This is a genomic window from Stenotrophomonas sp. CS3K5 (genome assembly GCF_059515225.1).
This window is the reverse complement of record NZ_JCAKRX010000011.1, coordinates 157855-177000: the sequence shown is the minus strand read 5'-3', so window position 1 is coordinate 177000 and position 19146 is coordinate 157855. Positions and strand designations below refer to the sequence as shown.

At 66.7% G+C, this 19146-nt stretch carries 16 protein-coding genes, 1 rRNA gene and 1 pseudogene; 13 read left to right on the top strand and 5 right to left on the bottom strand.

Annotation, left to right across the window (positions count from 1 at the left end; genetic code table 11):
- Positions 1-94: 94 nt before the first annotated feature.
- A 5S ribosomal RNA gene (gene rrf / locus AC5YGJ_RS16365) occupies positions 95-209 on the top strand.
- Between the two features lie 255 nt (positions 210-464).
- Here rrf and AC5YGJ_RS16360 read toward each other — a convergent pair.
- Positions 465-2180, bottom strand: coding sequence for a M28 family metallopeptidase (locus tag AC5YGJ_RS16360; protein WP_496187145.1), 1716 nt, complete (start codon positions 2178-2180; stop codon positions 465-467).
- 87 nt (positions 2181-2267) lie between these two features.
- Complete coding sequence (locus AC5YGJ_RS16355) at positions 2268-2930, bottom strand: DUF4097 family beta strand repeat-containing protein (protein WP_309336886.1); 663 nt, start codon at positions 2928-2930, stop codon at positions 2268-2270.
- Between the two features lie 95 nt (positions 2931-3025).
- On the opposite strand from AC5YGJ_RS16355, the gene AC5YGJ_RS16350 reads away from it, so the two are divergent.
- Positions 3026-4324, top strand: a complete 1299-nt coding sequence (locus AC5YGJ_RS16350) for a murein hydrolase activator EnvC family protein (RefSeq protein ID WP_249842153.1) — start codon at positions 3026-3028, stop codon at positions 4322-4324.
- Positions 4325-4432: 108 nt separating this feature from the next.
- On the top strand, positions 4433-5881 hold the full coding sequence (locus AC5YGJ_RS16345; protein ID WP_496187144.1) for a S41 family peptidase: 1449 nt from the start codon (positions 4433-4435) through the stop codon (positions 5879-5881).
- Between the two features lie 109 nt (positions 5882-5990).
- On the opposite strand, the gene AC5YGJ_RS16340 is transcribed toward AC5YGJ_RS16345, so the two are convergent.
- Positions 5991-6683 (bottom strand): rhomboid family intramembrane serine protease, encoded by a 693-nt coding sequence (locus tag AC5YGJ_RS16340; RefSeq protein WP_107232094.1) that lies wholly within the window; start codon positions 6681-6683, stop codon positions 5991-5993.
- Positions 6684-6911: 228 nt separating this feature from the next.
- Here AC5YGJ_RS16340 and AC5YGJ_RS16335 point away from each other — a divergent pair.
- Positions 6912-8339 (top strand): annotated as a pseudogene (locus AC5YGJ_RS16335) (outer membrane protein transport protein).
- An 88-nt stretch (positions 8340-8427) separates the two neighbouring features.
- On the top strand, positions 8428-9000 hold the full coding sequence (gene pnuC / locus AC5YGJ_RS16330) for a nicotinamide riboside transporter PnuC (protein ID WP_496187143.1): 573 nt from the start codon (positions 8428-8430) through the stop codon (positions 8998-9000).
- Between the two features lie 107 nt (positions 9001-9107).
- Here the strand turns inward: pnuC and putA are convergent, their stop codons facing one another.
- Positions 9108-12341, bottom strand: coding sequence for a bifunctional proline dehydrogenase/L-glutamate gamma-semialdehyde dehydrogenase PutA (gene putA / locus AC5YGJ_RS16325; protein WP_496187142.1), 3234 nt, complete (start codon positions 12339-12341; stop codon positions 9108-9110).
- Between the two features lie 274 nt (positions 12342-12615).
- On the opposite strand from putA, the gene AC5YGJ_RS16320 reads away from it, so the two are divergent.
- Genes AC5YGJ_RS16320 through AC5YGJ_RS16295 form a run of 6 tightly spaced genes read left to right on the top strand, consistent with a single transcriptional unit; the run spans position 12616 to position 17451 of the window.
- Positions 12616-13092, top strand: coding sequence for a DUF2244 domain-containing protein (locus tag AC5YGJ_RS16320; protein ID WP_107232098.1), 477 nt, complete (start codon positions 12616-12618; stop codon positions 13090-13092).
- Between the two features lie 11 nt (positions 13093-13103).
- Positions 13104-14060 (top strand): cytochrome c oxidase subunit II, encoded by a 957-nt coding sequence (gene coxB / locus AC5YGJ_RS16315; RefSeq protein WP_496187141.1) that lies wholly within the window; start codon positions 13104-13106, stop codon positions 14058-14060.
- A 59-nt stretch (positions 14061-14119) separates the two neighbouring features.
- Positions 14120-15727, top strand: coding sequence for a cytochrome c oxidase subunit I (ctaD, locus tag AC5YGJ_RS16310; RefSeq protein ID WP_249842147.1), 1608 nt, complete (start codon positions 14120-14122; stop codon positions 15725-15727).
- Between the two features lie 8 nt (positions 15728-15735).
- Positions 15736-15975 (top strand): hypothetical protein, encoded by a 240-nt coding sequence (locus AC5YGJ_RS16305; protein WP_496187140.1) that lies wholly within the window; start codon positions 15736-15738, stop codon positions 15973-15975.
- Positions 15972-16562, top strand: coding sequence for a cytochrome c oxidase assembly protein (locus tag AC5YGJ_RS16300; RefSeq protein WP_409460808.1), 591 nt, complete (start codon positions 15972-15974; stop codon positions 16560-16562). The genes AC5YGJ_RS16305 and AC5YGJ_RS16300 overlap by 4 nt, the downstream gene beginning before the upstream one ends.
- Positions 16563-16575: 13 nt before the next feature.
- Positions 16576-17451, top strand: coding sequence for a cytochrome c oxidase subunit 3 (locus AC5YGJ_RS16295; RefSeq protein ID WP_107232103.1), 876 nt, complete (start codon positions 16576-16578; stop codon positions 17449-17451).
- Between the two features lie 20 nt (positions 17452-17471).
- On the opposite strand, the gene AC5YGJ_RS16290 is transcribed toward AC5YGJ_RS16295, so the two are convergent.
- Entirely contained in the window at positions 17472-17690 is a 219-nt protein-coding gene (locus tag AC5YGJ_RS16290; protein ID WP_107232104.1) for a twin transmembrane helix small protein, read from the bottom strand.
- A gap of 57 nt (positions 17691-17747) precedes the next feature.
- On the opposite strand from AC5YGJ_RS16290, the gene AC5YGJ_RS16285 reads away from it, so the two are divergent.
- Together AC5YGJ_RS16285 and AC5YGJ_RS16280 are read left to right on the top strand one after the other, a co-directional pair.
- Positions 17748-18464, top strand: a complete 717-nt coding sequence (locus AC5YGJ_RS16285; RefSeq protein ID WP_496187139.1) for an SURF1 family protein — start codon at positions 17748-17750, stop codon at positions 18462-18464.
- Between the two features lie 109 nt (positions 18465-18573).
- Positions 18574-19143 carry a redox-active disulfide-containing membrane protein gene (locus AC5YGJ_RS16280; protein ID WP_496187138.1) on the top strand — a complete coding sequence of 190 codons (570 nt, stop codon included), beginning with the start codon at positions 18574-18576 and terminating at the stop codon, positions 19141-19143.
- Positions 19144-19146: the final 3 nt, after the last annotated feature.

Genomic DNA, 19146 nt, shown 5'->3' with positions numbered 1-19146 from the left:
TTCTTATTAAGTGAAGGCACTGCTTTTTCCGGGTACCTTCCGCCCCAAGGGCAAGATCGCGAGCTGGCGCTGCAAGCGCTGCTGCAACCGTCTCCCTGGTGAAATTAGCGCTGTGGAACCACCCGATCCCATCCCGAACTCGGAAGTGAAACGCAGCTGCGCCGATGGTAGTGTGGCTCAAGCCATGCGAGAGTAGGTCATCGCCAGGGTCTACACCCAAAACCCCGCTGCTCATGCAGCGGGGTTTTTCTTTGTGCGCAGGAAAGATCGTGGTTGCCGGCCAGCGGCCGGCACTACCCGTAAGACGATACCGGTGATCGACAGTGGGTAGATCCACGCCATGCGTGGATGGAAAGAAGTGCCAACCAGGGTTGGCACCCACCCATGGCGGAGCGCGCAAAAAAAGCGGCGCCCCGTGGGGCGCCGCTCAGGCCTGAACGTTGGTCAGTCGAGCACGCTCGACTCTACTTGGCTGCGGTCTTGTCTTTCATCATGGCGTCGCGGGCCGCCTTGAACGGGTTGCCCTCGTACCAGTTCGGCCAACGATCGCCGCCGGCCAGCTCCTTGCCGACGCCATACATCAGCTGCAGGTCTTCCACGGTGCCGTCCAGCTTCCAGGTGGCAGCGTCGAACTCATCCTTCGGGCCGTGGTAACGGTTGGCACCGTAATCGGCAGCAGCCTTGCGACCTGCCTCCACGCCACCCTCGCGCAGGTCTTCGCCACCATCGGCGTACAGCGCCGGCACACCGGCCTTGGCGAAGTTGAAGTGGTCCGAACGGAAGTAGAAGCCGCTCTGCACCGAGGTCTCGCCGTGCAGGGTGCGGTCCTGTGCGGCGGCCAGCGGCTTGAGGATGTCTTCCAGCTCCGAGCTGCCGAAACCAGTCACCGTCACGTCCTTGGCACGCCCGGCCACCGACATCGCATCGATGTTGATCACGCCGGCAATCTTGTCCAGCGGGAAGGTCGGGTGGGCGACGTAGTACTTCGAACCCAGCAGGCCCGACTCTTCCAGGGTCACGGCCAGGAACACCACCGAACGCTCCGGCTTCGGATCCTGGTGGGCCATGGCCTCGGCCACCTCGAGAATGCCGGCCACGCCGGTCGCATTGTCGACGGCGCCGTTGTAGATGTTGTCGCCGGTCTCACCCTCGTGCTTGCCCAGGTGATCCCAATGGGCCATGTACAGCACGGCCTCATCGGCGCGCTTGCTGCCCGGCAGCACGCCCACCACGTTGCGCGACTGCTTCTGTGCAATCTGGCTCTTCAGATCAACCGCAGCGGTAGCCTTCAGCGACACCGGCTTGAAGCCACGCTTGCTGGCGTCCTTGTAGGCCTGCGCCAGGTCCAGGCCTGCACCGGCAAACAGCGCCTTGGCCGCGTCGGCACTCAGCCAGCCCTGCACCGGGATGCGCGCATCCGGATCGTCCTTGGCCGGCAGGTCGTACTGCGGGCCGGCCCAGGAATTCTTCACCACGTCCCAGCCATAGGACGCGCCGGCAGTGTCGTGCACGATCAGTGCGGCGGCAGCACCCTTGCGCGCGGCTTCCTCGAACTTGTAGGTCCAGCGCCCGTAGTAGGTCATGCGCTTGCCGTCGAACAGCTTGGCGTCATCGACGTGGAAGCCCGGGTCGTTGACGAACATGACCACCGTCTTGCCCTTCCAGTCCTGGCCGGCGTAGTCGTTCCACTTCTGTTCCGGCGCATCGACGCCATAGCCGACGAACACCAGGTCACTGGCGTCGACCTTGACTTCGGCCTGGCCGGTGCGGGTCCCGACCACCATGTCGGTGCCGAACTTCAGCTCGGTGGTCTTGCCACCCTGGGTGATCTTCAGCACGGTCGAGGCATCGGCCGTGGTCTCGGTCATCGGGACATCCTGGAACCAGCTGTCGCCGTTGCCGGGCTGCAGGCCGATGCGCTGCATCTGGTCGCGGATGTAATTGACCGTCAGTTCCTCGCCCTTGCTGCCCGGCGAGCGGCCCTCGAACTCATCCGAGGCCAGGGTCTTGACCATCTCGGCGAAGTCGCCGGCGTTGATCTCCGGCGAGAACGAATGGGCCGTCGGCGTGGTGGTGGTGGCAGCGGCGTCGGTGGCCGGCGCAGGTGCCGGAGTGTCTTCGCCTTTGCAGGCACTGAGCGCGGCCGCAGCGGCCAGGCACAGGAGGAGTTTGCGGGGCATCGTCGATTCCTGGGAAACAAAGGGCGGCCGCACGCCTTGCGCGACCGGTGTCAGCGAGTATCACCGAACCTGGGAGGGCCGGTGCGCTCAGTCCGCCGGGGCGGTTTCGGTGTCGAACGGGATCGGTTCGGCGCCGGTGACCGGCCCGATCCGTGCGGTGCGGTGTACGTACAGCACCACATCACGCTCGAACTGCAGGGGACCGTTGACCACGGCATTGGGGCCGACAATCACGCGCGGCTTGCGGCTGGCGGTCAGCGAGACGCTGAAGTTCGGCTTGCGCACATGCACACCGCCGTTGACCTGTGAGCCGATGCCGACGGTGATGTCACCGTTGACGGTCTCCACGTCCTTGCCGATGCGGCTCTCGACCAGGCCGATACCGCCGTTGACGGTCTCGACACCGCCTTCGATCTGGCTGCCGCGGTCGGCGAAGATGCTGCCGTTGACGGTGCTGACGCTGCCGTTGGCGATCACCTCACGGCCCAGCCGCACGCCGCCGTTGACGGTCTCGATCTTGCCGGTGCGGGCGCGGTCGGCGACCTTCACCCCGCCGTTGACGGTGTCAATGCTGCCGGTCTCGACGCCTTCGCCGACCCGGATGCCGCCGTTGACGGTGTCCAGCTTGCCGTAGCGCTGGCCGGGTTCGGCGCTGATGCTGCCGTTGACCTTGCTGATGTTGTCCTGCGCCGCCACCGGCGCGGCGACCAGCAATACGCCCAACAGCAACGGAATGGAAAGAGTGTTCATGGCGCCCTCGATGGAAGTGCGGCTGGCAGGCCGCGTGCGGAGATGTCACCATTCCCCGGTACCCCCTGCAACTGCCTGAAGTCACTGGAAAGCCCTTGCGCGACAACGTCTTCCCATCACGCCAACCTCACATCGCCGCGGCCCGTGGCGGGCGCTGGCTGCTGTTGGGGCTGGCCCTGATGCTGGCCGTGCCGCTTCCCGGTGCCGCACAGACCACCCGTGAGACCGAGCGCAAGCTGCAGAAGCTGCGCAACGAGCTGAAGGATGTCGCGCAGGAACGGCGGCAGATCGAAGGGCAGCGTGGGCAGGCGTCGCGGCAACTGCGCGAGGCCGACGAGAAGGTGGCGCGCAGTGGCCGGGCACTGGCACAGACCGAAACGGCACTGCGCGAGCAGAACCAGGCACTGGTTGAGGCCGAGCGCCGCCGCAGCAGCCTGCAGGCCAATCTGGCCCAGCAGCATCGCGAGCTGGCCGGCCTGCTGCGTGCGGCCTACCAGCTGGGCAGCCATGCACCGCTGAAGCTGTTGCTGTCACAGGACACCGTGGCCGATGCCAACCGTGCGCTGGCCTATCACCGCTATCTGCAGCGCGAGCGGGCGCAGCGCATCACCACGCTGACCGCCGACCTGAAGGAACTGGAAGGGCTGCAGACGCAGATTGCCGAGCACCAGCAGAAACTGCAGAGCACCCAGCGCGACCAGAAGCAGCAGGCGGCGACGCTGGCGGCCGATCGTCGCGATCGCGCGCAGACCGTGGCCTCGCTGGACGAGCGCTTCAAGGACCGGCGCGAGAAGGAACAGGCGCTGGGCCAGGATGCCAAGGCGCTGGAAACGTTGCTGGCCAATCTGCGTGCCGCTGCGGCCCGCGCAGAAGCCGAACGCCGTGCTGCGGCCCGTCGCGCGGCAGCGGAGAAGGCCGCTGCCGAGAAGGCCGCGCGGCAGGCGAAGGCGGAAGGGCGTCCACCACCGCCGACCAAGGTGCCGCCTGCGGTGGCTTCGGCCCCGGCGCCGAAGGTCGGGGGCCTGGGCTGGCCGCTGTCGGGCAATCTGTTGGCCCGCTACGGTGGCAAGCTGCCCGATGGCCGTACCAGCAGCGGTGTGCTGATCGGTGCACCGGCCGGCAGCACCGTCACGGCGGTGGCTGATGGCACCGTGGTGTTCTCCGACTGGATGACCGGCTACGGCATGATCCTGATCGTTGACCACGGCAATGGCTACATGAGCCTGTACGCGCACAACGACACGCTGCTGAAGGATGCCGGGGCCCGGGTCAGCCGCGGCGATGCCGTGGCCAAGGTGGGCAATTCCGGCGGGCAGGGCGTCACGGCGCTCTACTTCGAGCTGCGTCGCGGCGGGCAGCCGGTCAACCCGGACAGCTGGCTGCAGCGGCGCTGAACCTGGCCTCGCTGCCAGCGCTGCGGATTCAACGGGAATTTAGCTGTGCTTCGCGCATAATCGCGGCATGTGCCTTGGGCACGATGCCACCGTCGACAGGAGTGATCCATGCGCGCAGCCCGTACCGCCACCCTTTTGCTGGCCCTGTTGCCGGCGCTGTCCTGGGCGCAGCAGACCGCGCCCGCCCCGGCCCAGGAAACCAGTGGGCAGGCGGCGAACAGCGAGGAGGCGGTGACCTCGAAGGTGCCGCTGGAAGAGATCCGCCGCTTCGTGGCTGTGTACAACGCCGTGCGCGCGGCCTATGTCGATCCGGTCGATGACAAGAAACTGATGCAGTCGGCGGTGCGCGGCCTGCTGCTCGACCTCGATCCGCACAGCACCTATTTCAACAAGGAAGATGCGCAGGCCTTCGACGAGCAGGCCAACGGCGCCTATGAAGGCATTGGCGTGGAGCTGCAGCAGCAGCCGGACAACGCCAGCATGAAGGTGATCTCGCCGATCGACGACACGCCGGCGGCCAAGGCCGGCATTCTTGCCGGCGACCTGATCATCGCCATCGACGGCAAGCCGATCAGCGCCATCGATGCCAGTGAACCGCTGCGCGGCCCGGCCGGCAGCAAGGTGGTGCTGACCATCGTGCGCGATGGCAAGCCCAAACCGTTCGATGTCAGCCTGACCCGCCAGACCATCCGCGTGACCAGCGTGCGCAGCCGCCTGCTGGAACCGGGCTATGGCTACATCCGCCTGAGCACCTTCCAGGCTGACACCGGCTCGGATTTCCAGAAGCACGTGCAGCAGTTGCAGAAGCAGTCCGGTGGCCAGCTCAAGGGCCTGGTGCTCGATCTGCGCAGCAACCCGGGCGGGCTGCTGACTGCCGCCGTGCAGGTGGCCGACGATCTGCTCGAGAAGGGCAACATTGTCAGCACCCGTGGTCGTATCAGCATCAGCGATGCGCGCTTCGATGCGACCCCGGGCGACCTGTTGAAGGGCGCACCGGTGGTGGTGCTGGCCGATGCGGGTTCGGCCAGTGCCTCGGAAGTGCTGGCCGGCGCGCTGCGCGACAACAAGCGCGCGCGCGTGGTTGGCAGCCGCACCTTCGGCAAGGGCTCGGTGCAGACCGTGCTGCCGCTGGACAACGGGGATTCGGTGAAGTTGACCACGGCGCGTTATTACACGCCGAGCGGCAAGTCGATCCAGGCTACCGGCATCGTGCCGGATGTTGAATTGAAGCCGGCCGCCACGCCAGCCGACGATGCGTTGCCGGCCAGCCTCAGCGACTACAGCGAAGCGACCCTGCCGGGCCACCTGCGCGGTGACGACGAAGGCACCGAGGGCTATCGCGCCGGCGCGGTGCTGCCGGGCGATGGTCCGATCAACGACGCGCTGGCCGAACTGAAGAACCCGGGTTCGGTGGCTGCGCGGTTGAAGGCCGAAGCGGCCAAGGCGGACGCGGCCAAGGCCGCAAAGGCCGCAGCGGCGAAGCCGGAAGCCAAGCCGGAAGCCAAGCCGGAAGCCAAGCCGGAAGCCAAGCCCGTTCCGGCGCCGGCCAAGCCCTGACGGTAGCGCCGGGCCATACCCGGCGGACGAGGCCCGAGCCGAGCAAGCTCGACTCTACGGACGGGCGGGTCAGCGTGGAGCCGGTCAGCGGCCGGCACTACCGGGGCGGTCAGAACCCGTGCCGCTTGCGCAGCCGGCGGGCGATCGCTGCCCGCACGTAGACCCCATACACCACGCCGAACACGAAGCCGCCGATGTGCGCCCACCAGGCCACCATGCCGAAGCTGGGGCCGATATGGGCAAACACCACCTGCAGCGCGGCCCACACGCCGATCAACAGGTAGGCCGGGGCGCGCACAAACTCCAGGAACAGCCCGAGCGGTATGACCACGCCCAGCCGAGCGCCCGGGAACAGGGCCAGATAGGCGCCAATCAACGCCGAGACGGCGCCGCTGGCGCCGATGATGATCTGGTCCGGGCTGCCCATGGTGTAGATCGCCACCAGGTTGGACACCGCGCCGCCGACCAGGAACAGCAGCAACAACCGCCACGGCCCCAGTACGCGTTCGGCCGGCAGGCCGAAGATCAACAGGAACACCAGGTTGCCCAGCAGGTGCGACCAGTCCGCGTGCAGGAACAGGGCGGTGAACAGGCGCAGCACGCTGCCGTCCTGCAGGGTCGCCCACCAGTCCAGCGGGTGGGTCAGGCCGGTGGACAGCGCGCCCCAGTCCAGCCAGAGACTGCTGCGGGCATCGTCCGGGCGCGAGATCGACCACAGGAACGCCAGCCACAGTGACGCAAAAAGCACGGGCGTGGCCCAGCGCAGGGCCGTCTTCTTGCGCGACGGGAGGGAGACGAACATGGGCAGTAGCCTAGCGTGACGGCGCCTGGGGCGGGGATTGTCCTGTTCAGCTTTTGAGGCGGAAGAAGCGCCGGCGCTGTTATTGTTTCATTAACAGCTCTGGGTAATACTCGCATACGGCGTCGTATGTCGGGAGGGGAATCCGGCGCGCTTCGAAGGGCCCTCCGGGGCTGGTCGGGCGCAGGCGCACTCAGAGCAACATCACCGCTTACCGGAGAGAGAACTACGATGCAAACCGCTTCCACCATTGCCCGTCTGACCCTGCTGGCCGTCGGCGTTGCCGGTGCGCTGGCCGCTGCTGACGCCAACGCTGCCGCCTTCCAGCTGAAGGAAAACAGCGCCAAGGGCCTGGGCCGTGCGTTCGCCGGCTCCACCTCGACCGAAGGTGACGCCTCGGTCATCGCCACCAACCCGGCTTCGATGCGCCTGCTCGATGGCACCATGCTGCAGGGCGACGTCAGCGCCATCAGCTTCGGCGCCAAGTTCCGCGGCCAGGGCCAGTACGGCAACGGCGCGCCGATCTCGGGTGGCAACGGCGGCGACGCCGGCATGATCGCCCCGGTTCCGGCTGCCTACTTCCACATTCCGTTCGGCGAGAACGACAACATGCACTTCGGTGCGTCGCTGACCGTGCCGTTCGGCTTCAAGACCGAATACGACCGCGACTGGGTCGGCCGCTACAACGGCGTCAAGACCGAGCTGCAGGCGATCGATCTGGGCGTGGCGTTCTCCTATGACGTCAACCCGTACCTGTCGTTCGGTGCGTCGGTGTTCGCCGAGCGTCTGAACGTCGACCTGACCAGCGCGGTCGATACCGGCACCGCCATCAACGCCACCGCCTAGCGCACGGCTGCCAAGCGCGTGCTTGATGCGGGCGGAACGCCTGCCCAGGCGGCTGCCGCCTCGCAGGCCGCTGCCCGCCAGATGGCCCAGCTTGGCTTCTCGCCGGGTACCGCCGATGGCTTCCTGCGCATCAAGGGCGATGAAGTGTCGGTGGGTTACACCCTGGGCATGACCGTCACCCCGGTGGAAGGCACCAACATCGCCTTCAGCTACCGCTCGCAGGTCAAGCACAAGATCAACGACGGCACCGCCGACTTCACCATTCCGGGTAACGCCCAGGCCTTCCTGGCCTCGACCGCGCCGGGTACCTTCATCGACAGCAACGGCCGTGCCTCGATCACCCTGCCGGCCAGCGCTACCGTGGGCTTCACCCACCGCGTGAATGACCAGTGGCAGATCATGGCCGAGGTGACGCGCACCGCGTGGAGCAAGTTCGACCAGGTCGTTGTCGATTACGACTCCAACCAGCCGGACAGCGTGCTGCCGTTCCACTACCGCGACACCACCTTCGCGTCGATCGGTACCGATTTCCGCGTGAACGACAAGCTGACCCTGCGCGGCGGCCTTGCCTACGACCAGACCCCGACCACCGATGCCCACCGCGACGTGCGCGTGCCGGACACCACCCGCAAGTGGCTGTCGCTCGGCATGACCTACGCCGCTTCGGACAAGATGGAATACAGCGTGGGTTACACCCACCTGTTCACCAAGGACCCGAACGTCAACTCGACCTCGGCCACGGCCAACACCGTGACCGGCAAGTACAAGGTCAGTGGCGACGTGCTGGCGGCTTCGATGCAGTACAAGTTCTGATCCGGGCGATTGCCTGACGCAGGACACGCAGGGCCCCGCGCAAGCGGGGCCTTTCGTTTTCAAGGCGCGGATCCATGACAATAGGGCGATGAACCTGTCCGACCCGAACTTCCAGCTGGAGCTGGCCGCCAACATCGCCGTCGCCGGCTCGATCCTGCTGGCCGGACGCAACAACGTGCACACCTGGTGGCTGGGCATCGTCGGCTGCGCGCTGTTCGCTGCGGTGTTCGAGCGTTCGCACCTGTACGCGGACATGGTGCTGCAGTTCTTCTTCATCGCCATCAGCGTGCTGGGCTGGTGGCAGTGGCTGCGGGGCGACCACGGTGCGCCGCTGCCGATCACCGCGCTGCGTCCGCGCGCGTGGGCCTGGCTGGCGCCGCTGGCGGTGGTGGCCACCTTCGGCTACGGCTGGATGCTGACCCGCCTGACCCACGCCTATGCGCCGTACGTCGATTCGGCGGTGCTGGTGCTGAGCGTGATCGCGCAGATCCTGATGATGCGGCGCAAGCTGGAGTCGTGGTGGGTGTGGCTGCTGGTCAACACCATTGCGGTGCCGCTGTATTACAGTCGCGGCCTGCACCTGACCTCGATCCTGTACGTGGGCTTCTGGATCAATGCGCTGGTGGCGCTGCGCCATTGGCGCAAGCTGATGCGGGCGTAGAGCCGAGCCCTACCGTTCAAGCCGAGCATGGGCTCGGTTCTACAGGAAACAAGGCACAAAAAACCCCGCGTTCGCGGGGTTTTTCGCTTGCCGCATGACGCCTGGGATCAGTCGCCCAGGGTCAGCAGCGAGGCGTTGCCGCCGGCGGCGGTGGTGTTCACCGTCACCGTCTTTTCGGTGGCGAAACGCAGCAGGTAGTGCGGGCCGCCGGCCTTCGGGCCGGTGCCGGACAGGCCCTGTCCGCCGAACGGCTGCACGCCGACCACCGCACCGATCTGGTTGCGGTTGACGTAGACGTTGCCGACGTGGACGCCGTTGCTGATGCGGTCAACGGTCTCGTCGATGCGCGAATGCACGCCCAGGGTCAGGCCGTAGCCGGTGGCGTTGATCTGCTCGATCACCGCATCGAGCTGGTCGCCCTTCCAGCGGATCACGTGCAGGACCGGCCCGAAGATTTCCTTGTGCAGCTGGCCCAGGTCCTTCAGCTCGTACGCACGCGGCGCGAAGAAGGTGCCGTTGGCGGCTTCGGGGGACAGCTCGGCGGCGGCGATCAGGCGTGCTTCGCGGTCCATGCGCGCGGCGTGGTCCTGCAGGATCTTCAGCGCGTCGGCGTCGATCACCGGGCCGACGTCGGTGGACAGCAGGCCAGGGTTGCCGACCTTCAGTTCCTTCATCGCGCCGGCCAGCATGGTCATCACCTTGTCGGCGATGTCGTCCTGCACGAACAGCACGCGCGCGGCCGAGCAGCGCTGGCCGGCGGAGGTGAAGGCCGAACCGATGGCATCCTTGACCAGCTGTTCCGGCAGCGCCGAGGAGTCGGCGATGAAGGCGTTCTGGCCACCGGTCTCGGCGATCAGCACGCCGATGGCGGCGTCACGTGCGGCCATCGCGCGGTTGATCGCACGGGCGGTGTCGGTGGAGCCGGTGAAGGCGACGCCGGCCACACGCGGGTCGGCGGTCAGTGCGGCGCCGACGGTGGCACCGTCGCCCGGCAGGTACTGCACCACCTCGGCCGGCACGCCGGCATCGTGCAGCAGCTTCACCGCGTAGTAGCCGATCAGGTTGGTCTGCTCGGCCGGCTTGGCAATGACGCTGTTGCCGGCGGCCAGTGCAGCGGCCACCTGGCCCAGGAAGATCGCCAGCGGGAAGTTCCACGGGCTGATGCAGACGAACACGCCGCGGCCGTGCAGCTGCAGTTCGTTGGATTCACCGGTCGGGCTGGGCAGCTTCTCGGCGTGGCTGAACTGCTCGCGCGCCTGCTTGGCGTAGTAGCGCAGGAAGTCCACCGCTTCGCGCACTTCTGCGATGCTGTCGGGCAGGCTCTTGCCGGCTTCCTTCACGCACAGCGCCATGAACTCGGGCATGCGCGCTTCCAGCTGGTCGGCGGCGTGTTCGAGGATGGCGGCGCGGCTGGCGGCCGGGGTGCGGTTCCAGGCCGGCTGCGCGGCCACGGCATTGGCCAGCGCCTTCTGCACGGTGGCGGCATCGGCGGCCAGCCACTGGCCGACCACTTCGCGGGTGTCGGCCGGGTTGGTCACCGGCAACGCGGCGCCGGCCGGGTTGGCACCCGGCACCAGCGGGGCGGCCTGCCAGCCGCTCTTGCCAGACGCGGGCACAGCCGCGTTGATCTGCTCGGCCAGGGCGCGCAGTTCGTTGTCGTTGGCGAGGTTGGCGCCCATGGAGTTCTTCCTGTCGTGGTTCTGGCTGCGCAGCAGGTCAACCGGCAGCGGGATCTTCGGGTGGGGGATCGAGGCGAAAGAGGACACCATCTCGACCGGATCGCGGATCAGGTCGGCGATCGGCACGCGCTCGTCGGTGATGCGGTTGACGAAGCTGGAGTTGGCGCCGTTTTCCAGCAGGCGGCGCACCAGGTACGGCAGCAGGTCTTCGTGCGAGCCGACCGGTGCGTATACGCGGCAGGGCAGGCCGAGGCGGTCGGCCGGCACCACTTCGGCGTACAGGTCATCGCCCATGCCGTGCAGCTTCTGGTGTTCGTACACGCCGCCGTTGGCGATGCTGCGCACTGCGGCAATGGTGTGCGCGTTGTGCGTGGCGAACATCGGGTAGATCGCATCGGCATGGGTGAACAGACGCTTGGCGCAGGCCAGGTAGGACACGTCGGTGTTCTGCTTGCGGGTAAACACCGGGTAGCCCGGATAGCCTTCGATCTGCGCGCGCTTGATCTCGGCATCCCAATAGGCGCCCTTGACCAGGCGCACCTGCAGGCGGCGACCGGCGCGGCGAGCCATGTCGGCCAGATGATCGATCGTGTACGGGGTGCGCTTCTGGTAGGCCTGCACGACCACGCCGAAGCCATCCCAGCCGGCCAGCGACGCGTCGGAGAACACCTGCTCGATGATGTCCAGCGACAGTTCCAGGCGGTCGGACTCTTCGGCGTCGACGGTGCAGCCGATGCCGTAGCTCTTGGCCAGCTGTGCCAGTTCCAGCACGCCCGGCACCAGATCCTTCAGTACGCGCTCGCGCTTGGCATGCTCGTAGCGCGGGTACAGCGCCGACAGCTTGATCGAGATGCCCGGGGCGTTGTTGACGTCGCCGTCGGGGCGGCCGCCGCGTGCCTTGTGATCGCCGCCGATGGCGTGGATCGCACGACGGTAGTCTTCCAGGTAGCGCAGCGCGTCTTTCATGGTCAGCGCGCCTTCGCCCAGCATGTCGAAGGAGTAGCGGTAGCTGGCGTTGTCGCCCTTGTGCGAGCGGGACAGCGCTTCGCTGATGGTGCGCCCCATCACGAACTGGTGGCCCATGATCTTCATCGCCTGGCGCACGGCCAGGCGTACCACCGGCTCACCGACACGGCCGACCAGGCGCTTGAACGCGCTGGGCGCATCGGCGCGGGTGGCATCGTTCATCTGCACCAGCTTGCCGGTCAGCATCAGGCCCCAGGTGGAGGCGTTGACCAGCACCGAGTCGCTGCCGCCCAGGTGCTTTTCCCAGTCGGCATCGGCCAGCTTGTCGCGGATCAGCTTGTCGGCGGTGTCCTGGTCGGGAATGCGCAGCAGCGCCTCGGCCACGCACATCAGCAGCACGCCTTCCTCGCTGCCCAGGTCGTACTGGCGCATGAAGGCTTCGATCGCGCCCTGGTCCTTGGCACGCACGCGCACGCGGCCGACCAGGTCGGCGGCCAGCGCCTGCACCCGGGCCTGTTCCTCGGCGGGCAGGCGGGCCTGCGTCAGCAGCTCGCGGACGTGGCTGGCCTCGTCCTTCAACCAGGCATCGGTGATGGCCTGGCGGAACGGGTTGGGGGACGCCGGCAGTTCCGGCGACAGCAGCGCGCCGGGACGCGGAGCGTCGCTGGCGGCAGGGGAGGAGGAGGGTGCGTTCATGCCGGTCCGGCCAGTGGAAAACTTGGCGATTTTAATCATTTTTGCGCCCTTCGGAAGTGCCCCGCAGACACCTTCATGAAGGGCTGATAGCCCCTAACGGTGGTGGATTCGGCGTGTTCAGCAATCCCGGCCATATTTGTGCTGAATTCGTCATTCGTGCCGCCGACCTCATGCTGTGTTGCAGCATCGGAAAAAGTGTGAATGCACCCTTGCTACCGGCGAGAGGGCGGGGCTACCATCGAGACGTTTCCCGCGGCAGGAACGCGGTTGCGACATGATCGAGGTGCTTCCAGCTCCGGATGGGTCAGGTACGCAGCTGCGGCTGCGTCCCCCACGGGCGCTCGATGCCCGGCAGTTCGTCCTGTTGTTCACCGTGTTGGCCGGTGCGATGTGGCTGGTGTCCGCCCTCGGGTGGTTGGCCGGCAATGCATTCGCCCCCCTGTTCGCGCTGCTGTACAGCCTGGTGCTGGCGGCGGCGCTGCGTGCCTTGTGGCGCAGTGGTGAACGGCAGGAGGAGATCCGGGTAGTGCCGGCGTACGTGGAGGTCATCCCCGTACCCGGTGGATTGCCGGTGTTCCGGGCTCACCCCCACTGGGTGCGTCTGCTCACCGACGATGAGAGGGTCCGGCTGGCATCCAGCGGCCGGCAGGTGGAGGTGGGGAGTTTCCTCGCGCCGGCCGAACGTCAGACGCTCGCAGAGACACTTGAAAGCTTGCTCGCCGCCAGCGATGGCGGCAACCGACGACGCTAAGGGTCTAGGCAATGAAGCAAAGCAGCAGGTGGGGCACGAAGTGCGTGAATGCGGTCGCCGCAGTGCTGGCGACCGGGGGACTGATGCCGGCGTTGGCCTGGGCCCAGGCGGCCGATCCCAAGCCGTGGCAGCTGAACATGGGCAAGGGGGTGACCCAGACCTCGCGCCTGGCCTGGGAATCGAACAATCTCTCGCTGATCGTCTGCACGGTCATCGGCGTCATCGTGTTCGGCGCGATGGCCTATGCGATGTTCAAGTTCCGCAAGTCCAAGGGCGCAGTGGCGGCCACCTTCAGCCACAACACCAAGGCCGAGGTCATCTGGACGGTGATCCCGGTGATCATCCTGATCGTGATGGCATGGCCGGCCACGGCCAACCTGATCAAGATGTACGACACCCGCGATGCCGAGATGACGGTGAAGGTCACCGGCTACCAGTGGATGTGGAAGTACGAGTACCTCGGCGAGAACGTTACTTTCACCAGCCGCCTGGACCGCGAGTCCGACCGCGTGCGGCAGAGTGGCGTGGTGCCCACCCGCCAGAGCCATCCGCACTATCTGCTGGACGTGGACAACCGGCTGGTGCTGCCGGTGGATACCAAGGTGCGCTTCGTCATCACCTCCGACGACGTGATCCACGCCTGGTGGGTGCCGGCGCTGGGCTGGAAGCAGGACGCCATCCCCGGTTTCATCAACGAGGCCTGGACCAGCATCGAGCAGCCCGGCGTGTACCGTGGGCAGTGCGCCGAACTGTGCGGCAAGGACCACGGCTTCATGCCGATCGTGGTCGAGGCGGTATCCAAGGAAGACTTCAAGCGGTGGCTGGCGCAGCGCAAGCCGGCACCGCCCGCAGCACCGGCGGCCCCTGTGGCACCGGCAGAACCTGCTGCACCGGCCGCTGAGGCACCGGCCGCCCCGGCGGCGGCTGAAGCTGGCAACGCACCTGCCGCCGCGGCCAGCGGCGCGTGATGTAAAGCCCGTGGCCGCCTGCGGCCGCGGTGACAACCGATTCTGAGAGGTGTTTTGCAATGGCGCACTCGGCAGTTGGGCACGACGATCACCATCACCATCCGGGTTTCTTCGAGCGTTGGTTCTTCTCGACCAACCACAAGGACATCGGCACGCTGTACCTGGGTTTCAGCTTCATCATGTTCATCATCGGCGCGGCGATGAGCGTGGTGATCCGTGCCGAGCTGGCGCAGCCGGGCCTGCAGTTCGTCAAGCCCGAGTTCTTCAACCAGATGACCACCGTGCATGCGCTGGTGATGATCTTTGGCGGCGTGATGCCGGCCTTCGTGGGCCTGGCCAACTGGATGATCCCGCTGCAGATCGGCGCGCCGGACATGGCCCTGCCGCGCATGAACAACTGGTCGTTCTGGCTGCTGCCGGTGGCCTTCAGCCTGCTGCTGCTGACCCTGTTCCTGCCCGGTGGTGCACCGGCCGGTGGCTGGACGCTTTACCCGCCGCTGTCGCTGCAGGGCGGCTACAACGTGGCCTTCAGCGTGTTCGCCATCCACGTGGCCGGCATCAGCTCGATCATGGGCGCGATCAACATCATCGCCACCGTGCTGAACATGCGCGCGCCGGGCATCGACCTGCTGAAGATGCCGATCTTCTGCTGGGCCTGGCTGATCACCGCGTTCCTGCTGATTGCGGTGATGCCGGTGCTGGCCGGCGCGGTGACCATGCTGCTGACCGACAAGTTCTTCGGTACCAGCTTCTTCAACGCCGCCGGTGGCGGTGACCCGGTGATGTACCAGCACATCTTCTGGTTCTTCGGGCACCCCGAGGTCTACATCATGATCCTGCCCGCCTTCGGTGTGGTCAGCGAGATCATCCCCACCTTCAGCCGCAAGCCGCTGTTCGGCTACCAGGCGATGGTGTACGCCACCGCCGCGATCGCCTTCCTGTCGTTCATTGTCTGGGCCCACCACATGTTCACCGTGGGCATGCCGCTGGGTGGCGAGATCTACTTCATGTTCGCCACCATGCTGATCTCGATCCCGACCGGGGTGAAGGTGTTCAACTGGGTCAGCACGATGTGGCGCGGCTCGTTGACCTTCGAAGCGCCGATGCTGTGGTCGGTGGCCTTCGTCATCCTGTTCACCATCGGCGGTTTCTCCGGGCTGATGCTGGCGATTGTGGCTGCCGACTTCCAGTACCACGACACCTACTTCGTGGTCGCCCACTTCCACTACGTGCTGGTGACCGGTGCGGTGTTTGCGCTGATCGCCGCGGTGTACTACTGGTGGCCGAAGTGGACCGGGCGCATGTACAGCGAGAAGTGGGCCAAGGTGCACTTCTGGTGGTCGATCGTGTTCGTCAACCTGCTGTTCTTCCCGCAGCACTTCCTCGGCCTGGCCGGCATGCCGCGCCGTATTCCTGATTACAGCGTGGCGTTTGCCGACTGGAACCTGATCAGCTCGATCGGTGCGTTCGGCATGTTCGCCACCCCGTTCATGATGGCCGCGATCCTGCTGTCGTCGCTGCGCAACGGCGAGAAGGCCGAGGCCCGAAGCTGGGAAGGCGCGCGGGGCCTGGAATGGACGCTGCCGTCGCCGGCACCGGCACATACCTTCACCACGCCACCGACCATCCGCCCGGGGGACCTAGCGCATGACGACATCACCCATTGAGGTGGGCCATGCATAACGAGAACCCGTTTCCGGTTGGTAGAGTCGAGCCATGCTCGACTGACGCCTTGGGCAGAGTCGACTGTCAGTCGACTCGCCAAGAGCAGCCAACCAGCGGTCGGCTCTACCACGGCCAGAGCAACGGCATCGAACAGCAGCGGCAGCGCGCCCGGCGCACCGCCGCCTGGGTCGGCGCGATCGCGGTGCTGGTCTACGTCGGCTTCATTCTCAGCGGAGTGATCGGCCGATGAGCGAGGCACCGGCCAGCACGCCGTCACCCAGCGCCGGCCTGCCGCGCCTGATCGGCGTGGCGGTGGCGGTGTTCCTGCTGACCTTCTCGCTGGTGCCGCTGTACCGTATCGCCTGCGAAAAGGTGTTCGGCGTGCGCCTGGAGCGTGGCCCGGGCAGTGAAGCCAGCACCGGCGCCGCCGCGGGCAGGCGCACCGTGCGGGTGGAATTCGATGGCGGGGTGAATTCGCGCCTGCCGTGGTCGTTCCATCCCGAACAGCTGACCATGGACGTGGTGCCGGGCGAACTCAACGAGGCGCTGTACTTCGCCCGCAACGACAGCGCCGCTGCGGTGGTCGGCAGCGCGGTGCCATCGGTGGCGCCAGCGCGTGCGTCGGGCTTCTTCAGCAAGACCGAATGCTTCTGTTTCACCGCGCAGACGCTGCAGGCCGGCGAGAAGCGCGACATGCCGGTGCGCTTCATCGTCGATCCGGACCTGCCGCCGGAAATCAAGACGATCACCTTGTCCTACACCTTCTACCGCAACGACGCGCTGTCCGATCGGCTGGCCCCGGCCGCCACCTCGGAAGGCGCGCACGCCGCACCCTGACCCGGATACCGACATGGCCCAGACACCGACCGACGCCAACGTGTACTTCGTTCCGGCCCAGAGCAAATGGCCGTTCGTGGGTTCCATCGCGATGATGGTGACCATGGTCGGCGTAGCCAGCTGGCTCAACGATGCCAGCTGGGGACGCTGGACCTTCTATATCGGCATCGCGATGCTGGTGCTGACCCTGTTCTGGTGGTTCAGCGACGTGGTGCGCGAATCGCAGGCGGGCCACTACAACCGCCAGGTGGATGGCTCGTTCCGGATGGGCATGGTCTGGTTCATCTTCTCCGAGGTGATGTTCTTCGGTGCCTTCTTCGGCGCGTTGTTCTACACCCGCAACCTGGGCCTGTCCTGGCTCAGCGGCGAAGGCCGTGGGGTGATGACCAACGAGCTGCTCTGGCAGGGCTATTCGGCCGGCTGGCCAACCAACGGCCCGGCCGCGATCGGCGGTGCGTTCCAGACCATCCCGGCCTGGGGCCTGCCGCTGATCAATACGCTGATCCTGCTGACCTCCGGCGTGACCCTGACCATCGCCCATCACGCACTGAAGGCCGGCAATCGCCGCCAGCTGCTGATCTGGCTGGGCTTGACCGTGGTGCTGGGCCTGGGCTTCCTGACCCTGCAGGCGGAGGAGTACATCCACGCCTACAAGGAACTGAACCTGACCCTCGGCTCGGGCATCTACGGTTCGACGTTCTTCATGCTGACCGGCTTCCACGGCGCGCACGTGCTGCTGGGTACGATCATGCTGATCGTGATGTGGCTGCGCTCGGCCAAGGGGCACTTCACCCGCGACAACCATTTCGGCTTTGAAGCTGCCGCGTGGTACTGGCACTTCGTCGACGTGGTGTGGCTGATGCTGTTCCTGTTTGTCTACGTGCTTTGATCACGCACGCATCGGTGGCCTCAGCCGCCGATGCCGTGCGGCTTGATCCAGCCCATGTAGATGCTCACGATCACCAGTGCGATCAGTGCGACCGACACCGCGATGCGGCGCGTCAGTGCGTTGACCGTGCGTTTGGTCTGGCCACGGTCGACCAGCAGGTAGTACAGGCCGGCGCCCAGATTCCAGACGATGACGATCAGAAACGCGATTACCAGCAGGGTCTTCAGCGAATCACTCATGCGCGGCTCGAGGGCAGGGTGGATGCGCCTATCTGACCGCGTTTGCGCGGACTTGTCATGATGCGGAAGCACACACGCGTGATTGGATGGCTGCTGGCCGTGCTGGCGATGGCCGCTTTCAGCGCATTGGGGCTGTGGCAGCTGCAGCGCATGCATGCCAAACAGGCGATGTTGGATGCACAAGGTCCAGCCGCAGCGCAGGTACTGTCGCTGGCGCAGGCCCTGGCAGCGCCTGGTGCGTTGCACGGTGTGGCCGATCACGGCCGCTTCCTGCCCGGCGTGGTGCTGCTGGACAACCAGACCCGGCATGGCCGCGCCGGGGTGAAAATCTATCGCCCGTTCCGCAGTGACGATGGCAGCGTGCTGCTGGTCGACCTGGGATGGCGCGCGCTGCCGCCGGACCGCACGCTGCCGGACATACCGGCGCCGCCTTCGCCGGTGGCGGTGCGCGGGCTGCTGGCACCGCCGCCGGCGGCCGGATTGGCACTGGGTCCCGCATTCTCCGCCACCGGAGAAGCGGGCCGCTGGCTGGCAAGCCGTCTGCCGGCCGAAGGCCTGGCCCGTGCGCTGGGACTGCGAGTGCTGCCAGAGCGGGTGCTGCGGCTGGACCCGGCACTGCCGTTCGGCGACGAGCGCGACCTGGACCTGCTGCCCAACACGCTGCCGCCGCAGCGCCATCTGGGCTATGCCGTGCAGTGGTTCGGGCTGGCCCTGACCGTGCTGGTGGTGGCGCTGGTACTGGAATGGCGCAGGAGACGGCTCATCGCCCGGTAGTACCGGCCGCTGGCCGGCACGCCCCCGGATTCCTGGATGCCGGCCGGCGGTCGGCACTACCGCGGCATCACACCCGCATCCCCCATCCAACCATGAGAAAATGCCCCGCATGAACACTGCTACGTCCCCGCAGGCGCGCGGCTCCGGCCGCCGGACCCTGGTGCTGCTGTTTGCCGTGTTCTTCGGCGCGATGGCGCTGGCCGCCGTGCTGCGCTTCTCCGGTTGGCAGCCGACCGGGCACCGTAATGCCGGCCAGTTGCTGAAGCCGCCGGTGGACCTGCGCCAGCAGGCACCGACCCTGGCCAATGGCCAGGCCTACCCTTGGAACCCTGAGGCACGCACCTGGCGCCTGCTGGTGGCGCCGTCCGGGGGCTGCGACGCGCAGTGCGTCACTTTGTCGCAGGGACTGGGCAAGGTGTGGCAGCTGTTCGGCCATAACGCCGATAATGTCGAGATCCTGTGGCTGGGAACGCCACCGGTGTCGATCGCCTCGCTGCCCGCGCTGCGGCCGCTGGCTCCGTCGCCCGCCCTGCGCGCGGCGTTGCCGGGCGTCGATGATCCGGCGGGACTGCCGGTCTACGTGATCGATCCGAACGGCTTCGTGATCATGCGCCATGCCCCGGGTTCCGACCTCGGTGGCCTGCGCAAGGACATGGCCACGTTGCTGAAACTGAAGTGAGTC